The organism is Alloscardovia omnicolens DSM 21503 (assembly GCF_000420505.1).
Taxonomy (GTDB): domain Bacteria; phylum Actinomycetota; class Actinomycetes; order Actinomycetales; family Bifidobacteriaceae; genus Alloscardovia; species Alloscardovia omnicolens.
Genome location: NZ_ATVB01000027.1, coordinates 1 through 8,712 on the forward strand (window position 1 = coordinate 1; position 8,712 = coordinate 8,712).

Sequence of the window (8,712 nt, forward strand, 5' to 3'; positions counted from 1 at the left end):
CCCATCCTTGCTCGTGTAACCATACACGCGTGGAACAAATCAGATCAACCATGCTGTCACTGGTTTTACTAGGCATGGTATGTGGTCGAGTTGACCTGGTTTTTACCGCGTTTAAACCATCCGAACGATAACGAGCAAGAAGTTTTCTGACCCATCTATCCGAAACATGAAACACGCTGGTCGCATCTTTGACGGACGCACCCGACTCAAGAACATAAAGAATAATAGCTATATTACGCGATGAATGATCCATACCCCATCATCACACGCGGAACGATGTCTTGACACACCCCCGAAAAAACCACACCCAAAAACAGCGGAACGATGTCCTGAAACCACACACCGTCATCCGCTCCACTTAGACGTCGAAGATGATAAAAAGGTTCTGGCGCTAGCGAGTGTATAGCGCGTTAGCTATGACCTGCAGAAACGCTTTCCTCTCTTTCGGTTGAGCGAGCGTTTGCGTTAGCAGGCGTTGATTTGGTCGAGGCGAACGCTATGGTCGGCGACCTCGGTAACGAGTTCAGCGTCGTGGGTGATGACAATGATGACGGCACCAGTGTCAGCGAGTTTACGCATTACTCGGGAAATCGCGACAAGGTGCTTGTAGCCAACACCGGATGTGGGCTCGTCGAAGATGTAAACTTTCTTGTTCGCAGCGAGCGCTGTAGCAATAACCAGGCGTTGGCGTTGCCCGCCAGAGAGTGCTTGGGGATGATCAGCCTCGTGGTCGGCAAGGTCGAGTTCTTCAAGGATCGCGTGGGCATCGATATGTTGCTTTTCGGCTTTGGTCGTGCCGAGCGTGACTTCATCGATGACGGTATCTGAGAACAACTGTCGGGTGGGGTCTTGCATGACAAGGTATGCGTCCCGGCTGGTGAATTTTTGTCCGCCGAGTGTGATGGATGCATGTTTGGCTTTTTCTAGTCCGCAAACAATGCGTGCCAGAGTTGATTTCCCTGAACCGCACGGGCCGAGGAGCGCTGTGATTTTCCCTGCCGGAAACAACACGTGGTCAATATTGAGGACTGTTTTTCCATGGCGGTAGGCAAAGGTGAGGTTGTCAATCGTGAGCCCGTTCCCTGCCGGTGGCGGGAGTTGTGGAATGGACACGGGAACAAGGGACCGTAGTCCAAGCTGTTTGCGCTCCTCATCCGAGGTAGCGTAGAACTCTTCGCCGGTTGCGGTGAGGGCGATGCTGCCTTTATCGAAGCAGTAGACTCGGTCAGCGATCCCGGAAAGGAAACTTAGCCGGTGTTCAGCAATGATGATGGTGTGTCCATCGGCTTTGAGCCTGGCGATGAGTGTGGCGAGTTGGTCGATAACGTCAGCGGACAAGTTCGCGGTCGGCTCGTCAAAGACGATCAGCGACGTGTTGTTGCACATGGCGACGGCGCAGGCCACGCGTTGCATCTGCCCACCCGACAGTTGTGTGACGCGGGATTCCAACAGGTCGGCGATACCTAACTCGGCTGCAACCTCGTCAATGCGGGCACAGATCTCCTGCGGGTCGCGGCCGAGATTTTCTGGGCCGAAGGCGAGTTCTTGGCGCACGTGAGTGGTGTAGAACTGGGTGCGCGGGTTTTGAAACACTGTCGAACAGTGGTGGACAAGCTCTGATAGATCTACTCGTGCCACGTCAATGTCGTCGACTGTGACACTTCCGGTAAGGTCGCCGTCGTGAAAGTGTGGGATGAGCCCGTTAAACAGCCGCAACGCAGTGGTTTTCCCTGACCCTGATGCGCCACACAGCAAGGTGACAGTTCCCGGCGAAATAGTGAGGTTGGCGTCATTGATTGAGGGGTGGTCTGCTCCTCGATAGGTGAAGGTGACCCCAGTTGCTTGGGCTATTGTCATAGGACGATTCTCCATATCGCGAAGCTGATAACGACGAGCAGAATGACTGCGTCGATCACACGGAATTTCACGACTGTGACCGAGGTGGGCTTTGTGGCTCCGCCCAGTCCGCGCACGAGGGCGGCCGATGCCAGTTCGTCCCCGCTGCGTACCACGGTCGATAGCAGCGGGATTGTGAAGTATTGCGCCGCACGCAGTGAGAGCATGGACATCCCGCGTAGTTTCATGGCATCTGAAATCGCTTTAACCTCGTGGCCGATCACGGGCAGCACACGTAAGGCAACCGAAATTGGGATTGTGAAACAGGTCGGGATCCGTGAGCTGGCGAGTGCTTTTTGCAAGGTGGCGGGTCGGATCACGCCGATCGCGTAGGCTCCCATTCCTGCGCTGACACTGAATCGCCACATCCACTGCAAAAACAGCACGAGGAACGCGCTGGCCGTTGACTTCCACACCAGTGGTATCACGAAGACGAGCCCACCGAGGACCGCAAACGTGGCTAGGTAGACGGCCACCCAGCTCAGTCGCACGAGCGTGTTGAGGTTGATCGCAGCGCTCGCCAGTATCACGGCGGCGAATCCGCCTAGGGCAGACACGAACCACGGCGAACTGGCACTGTAGATCGTGGTGGAGACAATGACGAGCGCTGCGATAATGGTGCGCGGGTCGGGAAGTTTAGACAAGACCGGCCCTTTCAAAGTGTTTGCGCGCGACCCTGGTTCCCAACAGGCCAGCAAGCCAGCCAACGATGAGCATCACGACGAAGAAGCCCAGCAGAATCGGAATCGTGACAACCTGCGCCATCTTGGCGGCGTAGTCTGCGCCCATTTGTTCGGCGATCTGCGACATATATGCGTCTTGGTTCATAAATAACGGCATCCACGGTGACACGTAGATCGGCAGAATAAACAGTGCGTATGCCAGCGGAACGCGAACCTTCACGCTCTTCGGCCCCTTGGTGATGACTAGGTCGGCGAGCAGGCCGAATACAACGGCCACCGCGATGCCGCCCACCCAGTGACCGGTCACGAAAAAGAGGATTTCGATGATAATCAGCATGATTGTCAATGCCCCCATCTTCGGAGTGCGTGCTGTGAACAGCGCAAAGACGATGCCGTTAACGAGGATAGAAAGCAAGAAACCGGCATACATGGCGGCGGGGATGAACCCGAGCATTCCGAATGCAAACACGATGACGAACATCAAGGCGGTGAAGACGCCAATGTTGATGAAGTCGCGTGTGTTGAGGCGCGAGGACGTGCGTGTGGACATAGTTTTTCCTTATCATGTGCTTATACGTACTGTGTTTAGACGAGTTGCCATCCGGCTGCGTTGATGCGCTCTTGCCAGAAATCGCGGTATTGACCTGGCTGGTTGACCAGCTCGTCGTGAGGCCCGCGCTGGGCGATATGCCCACCGTGGGAGAGCACAATGATTTGGTCAGCTTGGCGAATGGTTTCAAGCTTGTGGGCGATGACAATCAGTGTGGAGTGCTTGCGTAGCTCGTTCATCGCCGCAACAATGTTGGCTTCGTTTTCCGCGTCCAACGCGCTGGTAGCCTCATCGAACAGCACAATCGGGGCTTTCTTCACCAAGGCGCGAGCGATGGACACTCGTTGGCGTTCCCCACCTGACAGTGCACGCCCGCCAGCACCCGCCAATGAATTCCAGCCGTCTGGGAGGCGGTTGACGATTTCCGTCACGCCCGACAGGTCAGCGGCCCACCTGATTTCTTCATCGGTAGCTTCTGGGTTGCCAACCCGAATGTTGGCTTCGAGAGTGTCGTTGAATAAGTAGACGTCTTGGAAGACGAGAGACACCTGGCACATCAGGTCTTCGATGGTTTGCTCGCGCACGTCCACTCCGCCAACACGAACGCTGCCGGACTGCACATCCCAGAAACGTGCAACCAACCGGGCGATCGTCGTCTTCCCGCACCCAGATGGACCAACCAGGGCACATATACCGCCTTGCGGGACATGGAAGGAAATATCACGGAGAACCGGGGTGTTCGGATCGTAGCCGAAGGTCACATCATCGAAGCGAACATCACCAGGAGCGCTCACCGGTGTGGAGGTGACAGGTTCGGACAGTTCGGGAGCGTCCATGACCTTGTCGATGTGGTTCATCTGCTGGCGGCGTTCTTCCAGCCCAGACATACTTCCGCCAATGTCTTGGAGCATGGTGGTGAACCGCAGGCACATGCCGATTGTGACCACGGCGTTCAGCGCATTCATCTGCCCGCCGAGGGCGAGTTGGGCGGTGAGCCAGATCATCACCACAATGAGCGCTTGGACAAACATCCCATTAATCAGGTTCGCTAGTGTTTCGAGCCACAATGCTTTGCGGCCCTTGCGGTCAGCCTGGTCGAAAGCCTGATCAAGGGCCGGGTAATCGTCGGCGACGTGACAGGAACGCAATGCACCTTGGCAGGTGGCGAATTCGACCATGCGAGCCGCCAACTCTGACTCGGCTGGTTCGGAAACCTGCTTACCTTTATCAAGAAGCACACGGGAAATATGGAGGAAGGCAAGCATAATCGGGAACGCAATCGTCAAGGTCAGTCCCAGCCTCCAATCCCAGAACCAGGTTCCCACAGTGACTACGAGCACGGCTGAGAGTTTTTGGACGAGGGAGAAAATGAAATGCGCCGCCGACTCGCCCAAGTTCATCATTTCCTGGGTGACCATGCGCGACAGTCGGCCAGAGCTACCCGAATCGAACATGCCCAGTGGTAAGCGGGCTACTTTGTTACCTACTGCCTGGTGGAAGTCGTGAATGAATCCGAGCACGCCGATATAGCCGGTACGCATGCCATAAAACTCTGTGCCCACACCCACAATCGCGATTGCCACCAGCACGATGAGCCAGCACCAAAACGATAGCCCCCACACCGGCATTCCGGTCGCTAGGCTACTTGCTGCGGGAAGCAGAGTCAGCAGGGCAAAGCCGTGACACAGTCCTGAGACCGCACCCCACGCTTGACCGACCGAGAGGTCTCGCCACGAGGCGGGTTCCATCAAACGCTTAAAGCGTGGCAGCAATAGTTGATTCATCGTGTCATCTCCTCGCATGCACCTTGGGCAAGAAGTGCCTGATAGTGCGCATTACCCAACAGCTCGTCGTGTTTACCGACCACAGCAATGCGCCCGCGTTCCATGACGACGATTTGGTCCGCCCCTCTGATCGAGGTCAGTCGGTGGGCAATCACAATCACCGTTCTTCCTTTGGCCAACGTGGAGAGGGCTTGTTGGATCTTCGATTCCGATTCCGGGTCCGCCATCGCCGTCGCCTCATCCAACACCAACACTGGGGCATCAACCATGAGCGCCCGGGCGATTGCGATACGGGCTGCCTGCCCGCCCGAAACATGCGTATCCTCCCCCAAAACAGTGTCGTAACCATCTGGCAGGCTCATGATGAACTCGTCAATTTGCGCTGCCCGCGCCGCTGAACGCACATCTTCAAAAGTTGCGTCTGGCACGCCGAGAGCTATGTTGTTACGGATAGTGTCGCGAATCAGCTGCGCGTCCTGTAACACGAACGCGACCGTCGAATACAACACGTCCTGAGAAATGTTTGTCAGATCAACCCCGCCAATGGTGATTGCGCCACTGTCCGGATCATCAAAACGAGCGATCAGACTCGCCAACGTCGATTTGCCCGCACCCGACGGCCCGACCAGTGCGGTCACCGTGCCTGCCGGAATGCTCAGGCTCACCTCGTCTAATGCCTGGGTGTCGTCATAGGCATACGACACACCTCGAATCTCGATATCATGACTGTGTGGTGTCTGTGGCGCATCGGGCTGACTCAACGCCGGTAGCTCCATGACGTTCACCAGCCTCACTGCCGCAGACCCTGCGAGCTGGTACGACCAGGCGATGGTTGCGACTGCCATCAACGCTCCCGGCAGTACCAAGGCGATCAACGTCGTCGTTATCACCTCGTAGATGCTCACCCAACCGGCGTTCATCATCAACGCGCCACCGCCAAGGTTCACGATCAACAACACCGGGATCGACACCCACGAAAATGAGGCGACCGACATCGACACCAGCGGCATACACCACGCCCGGTAGAACTTAGAAAACTCGTTAGCTGCATCTAAATAGGCTTTATGTGCTTGGCCGACCTTACCGAACGCCTTCACCACTGAGATACCGGCAACGAACTCGGCCATCGTTGCCGAAACCTGAGCGAGCTTGGTGTCCATTTGCGCGGTCTTCTCATTCATCCCACGCATCGACATGCCATACATGCCCACATAGAGCGGGATTGTCGCAATCGACAACAACGCGAGTCGCCAATCCACCACAAACGCATACATCACCAAGGCGAGCGGGGATACGATCGCGTTCAGTTTCTCGATCGGCCCGTGCGCGATCACTGTGTGCACCGTGGCCGTATCATCCTGAATGGTCTTGCGGATCTTCCCCTCACCCTCGCGGGTAAACCACGACAGCGGAGCAGTCGACATTCGGGCGGCAATTTGCCGGCGCATCTGATTACGCAACGACAGGTCAATAAAATGCGTCACGCCCAATGCAACAAAATATAAGGTCAACCGAGCCATGTATACGCTGACGAGGAGCATGACGATCCAGTTCACCCGCGCCGAGTCCACTTGACCTTGCATAAGTTCTCTGCCAAGCTCCACCAGAGCCACATACGGGGCAATAGCCAACACACCAGAGAGAAAAGCCAAAACCTGCGCGACGAACAGCTTGCCTTTCACCGGCTGCGATAGTTGACGGATTGCGTTCTGGCCAGCGACAGATTTTTCCTTCGCGGCCCCATACTCACCGTCAACAACCTGATCCATTACACTATCGTCCACGCAAACACCACCCTTCTTAGGTAATGCTAACCTTATCTGATTTCTGGGCATGAGGGAAGACCGTCCGCACGCTCATGCACGAACGAGCTAAAAATTTCCCTCTAACCTCCTACAGCTGAACCCCTCACTACCTCACCAACTCGGAACACGAACCGGATCCCGTCCTCATCTACGATGGCGTGGTCGATGAGTGCGCTCCACTGTGAGAGGCGGAACTCGCTCACAGGTTCGCCCACCAGATCGCCTAGGGCTGTGGTGACGGCGGCATGCTTGGCAGTGTTCGCTGCAATATCTGCCTCTAGGCTCGCTTTGCATGCGAGCTTCTTATGGTAGGCAGTATCGAGCTCTGTGTACTTGTTTTGGTAGGCGTCTTGGTCGAGCGCGCATTGCTGGTTTTCCGCTATCAGTGCTTCGATCTGCTCAGTGAGTTCCACGATTTTCGCCTGGCACGCGGCAGCTTGTTCTTCCATACGGCTCGTATCGAACATGTCGCCAAGCACCTGCAGTAGGTGGCTTTCGTACCGGTGGCGGGCGATCAGTTGGTTGAGTGCTTGGAGGAAGGCGTTCTTGATCTGCTCGTCTTTCACGGTCGCGCTGCTGCACGGGTGTTCGCCTGTGTATTTGTGGTTGCATTGCCAGACTGTGTACTTGTATTTCGTGTTCGGTGCCCACGTTTTACGCCCATACCATGCACCACACTGAGAACACTTGAGCCTGGTGGAGAACAAGCCGACCTTCGCTGACGATATGTTGCCGTGTCGGATGGCGAGCTCGTATTGCACCTGATCCCAGATACGCGGTTCAATGATATTGATGCAATGTTTAAGTCGCTAAAAATCTAATTATGTTACGTCCGGACTATTCAGCATGTTTTTAATAAGGGAAGATAGAGGAGCACTCCTATGCGTATAAATGAGTTTGATCAACATATTGGCGAAACAGTGGAGCCGGTAGATTTCCACTACCCAGATTTCAAGGCGTTATCTGGCAGTTTTGTAACTATCGAGCACATCTGCGTGGAGCAGCATCTCGACGATATCTGGCAGTTCTACCGTGCAGACCGTGCTCATCCTAAAGATTGGACGTATCTCTTCCAAGAACCATTTGCAACAAAAAGCGATGTTCAAAAACTGCTTGAAGACTATGAAGTAAGCACAGACCCCTATTTCCTTGCCGTTCGAGACAATCAGACGAACACGGTTCTGGCGACTTTTAGCCTTGCACGCATAGACACTAAAAACCGTGTGTGCGAGATGAGCCGCGTTATTTATGCACCCGAATTCCGTCGTACGCGTGCAGCTACCGAAGCACAGTACTTCATGATGCGTTACGTTTTCGAAACTATGCACTGCCGCCGTTACGAATGGAAGTGCGACAGCTTAAATATTCCGAGCAGACGCGCAGCCGAGCGCCTCGGCTTCACTTTCGAAGGGCGATTCCGTAATGCTGTCATTTATAAAGGCCGTTCGCGCGATACTGATTGGCTCTCCGTTATCGACAGTGAGTGGCCAGCCCTCGAGACCGCTTTTACACACTGGCTGTCTGATTCGAATTTCAACGAGAACGGACAGCAGATACAGCGACTCGAGGATTTTCGCTATGAAAGCATATCCTAGCCTCTAGTGGTAGCAAGGACTTCGCATATCGAATTTTCGACTCCTCATCTACCGCTATGCTCGTAACGCACGATTCTGCGTTAATTGAGTGTTTAGTACAGCGGAAGAAGTTTGGCATATGCAGACGGTTGTATTCAAAAAAAGCATGTACAACCTCTCGAGCAAAAAATAGGCTCTTCGGTTTTTAGCGGGGTTAAGCAGAAGATGTTACCCGGTAGGTTCCAGTTGATTCCTCCGGCTGGCATGTGTCAAGACATCGCCCGGTGTGAAGATGGTTTGGTTTATTTTCTTTTGTTGTCATGGGTGAACAACCCTAGTCATATACGCGCAACCGATATGCCACTTTTGAAACCATTTTTGCCCATCAAAACTGGCATAACAGGTGTATGAATCGGTTAA

General features: G+C 54.6%; 8 protein-coding genes. 1 reads left to right on the forward strand and 7 read right to left on the reverse strand.

The window, feature by feature from the left end; genetic code table 11:
• The 7 genes from G464_RS09975 to G464_RS09980 all read right to left on the reverse strand — a co-directional run.
• Positions 1-253: helix-turn-helix domain-containing protein (locus G464_RS09975; protein WP_155237051.1), on the reverse strand; the 253-nt coding region annotated here is incomplete at its 3' end.
• A 212-nt stretch (positions 254-465) separates the two neighbouring features.
• Entirely contained in the window at positions 466-1,857 is a 1,392-nt protein-coding gene (locus tag G464_RS0107845; RefSeq protein WP_022857397.1) for an ABC transporter ATP-binding protein, read from the reverse strand.
• Positions 1,854-2,540 (reverse strand): energy-coupling factor transporter transmembrane component T family protein, encoded by a 687-nt coding sequence (locus G464_RS0107850; protein WP_022857398.1) that lies wholly within the window; start codon positions 2,538-2,540, stop codon positions 1,854-1,856. Before G464_RS0107850 ends, G464_RS0107845 begins: the two co-directional genes overlap by 4 nt.
• Positions 2,533-3,129 carry an MptD family putative ECF transporter S component gene (locus tag G464_RS0107855; RefSeq protein WP_022857399.1) on the reverse strand — a complete coding sequence of 199 codons (597 nt, stop codon included), beginning with the start codon at positions 3,127-3,129 and terminating at the stop codon, positions 2,533-2,535. Before G464_RS0107855 ends, G464_RS0107850 begins: the two co-directional genes overlap by 8 nt.
• Before the next feature lie 35 nt (positions 3,130-3,164).
• On the reverse strand, positions 3,165-4,913 hold the full coding sequence (locus tag G464_RS0107860) for an ABC transporter ATP-binding protein (RefSeq protein ID WP_026472700.1): 1,749 nt from the start codon (positions 4,911-4,913) through the stop codon (positions 3,165-3,167).
• Complete coding sequence (locus G464_RS0107865; RefSeq protein ID WP_244264128.1) at positions 4,910-6,682, reverse strand: ABC transporter ATP-binding protein; 1,773 nt, start codon at positions 6,680-6,682, stop codon at positions 4,910-4,912. The genes G464_RS0107860 and G464_RS0107865 overlap by 4 nt, the downstream gene beginning before the upstream one ends.
• A gap of 116 nt (positions 6,683-6,798) precedes the next feature.
• Positions 6,799-7,479, reverse strand: a complete 681-nt coding sequence (locus G464_RS09980) for a recombinase zinc ribbon domain-containing protein (RefSeq protein WP_022857400.1) — start codon at positions 7,477-7,479, stop codon at positions 6,799-6,801.
• Positions 7,480-7,599: 120 nt separating this feature from the next.
• On the opposite strand from G464_RS09980, the gene G464_RS0107875 reads away from it, so the two are divergent.
• Positions 7,600-8,313, forward strand: coding sequence for a GNAT family N-acetyltransferase (locus tag G464_RS0107875; protein WP_022857401.1), 714 nt, complete (start codon positions 7,600-7,602; stop codon positions 8,311-8,313).
• Positions 8,314-8,712 lie beyond the last annotated feature (399 nt).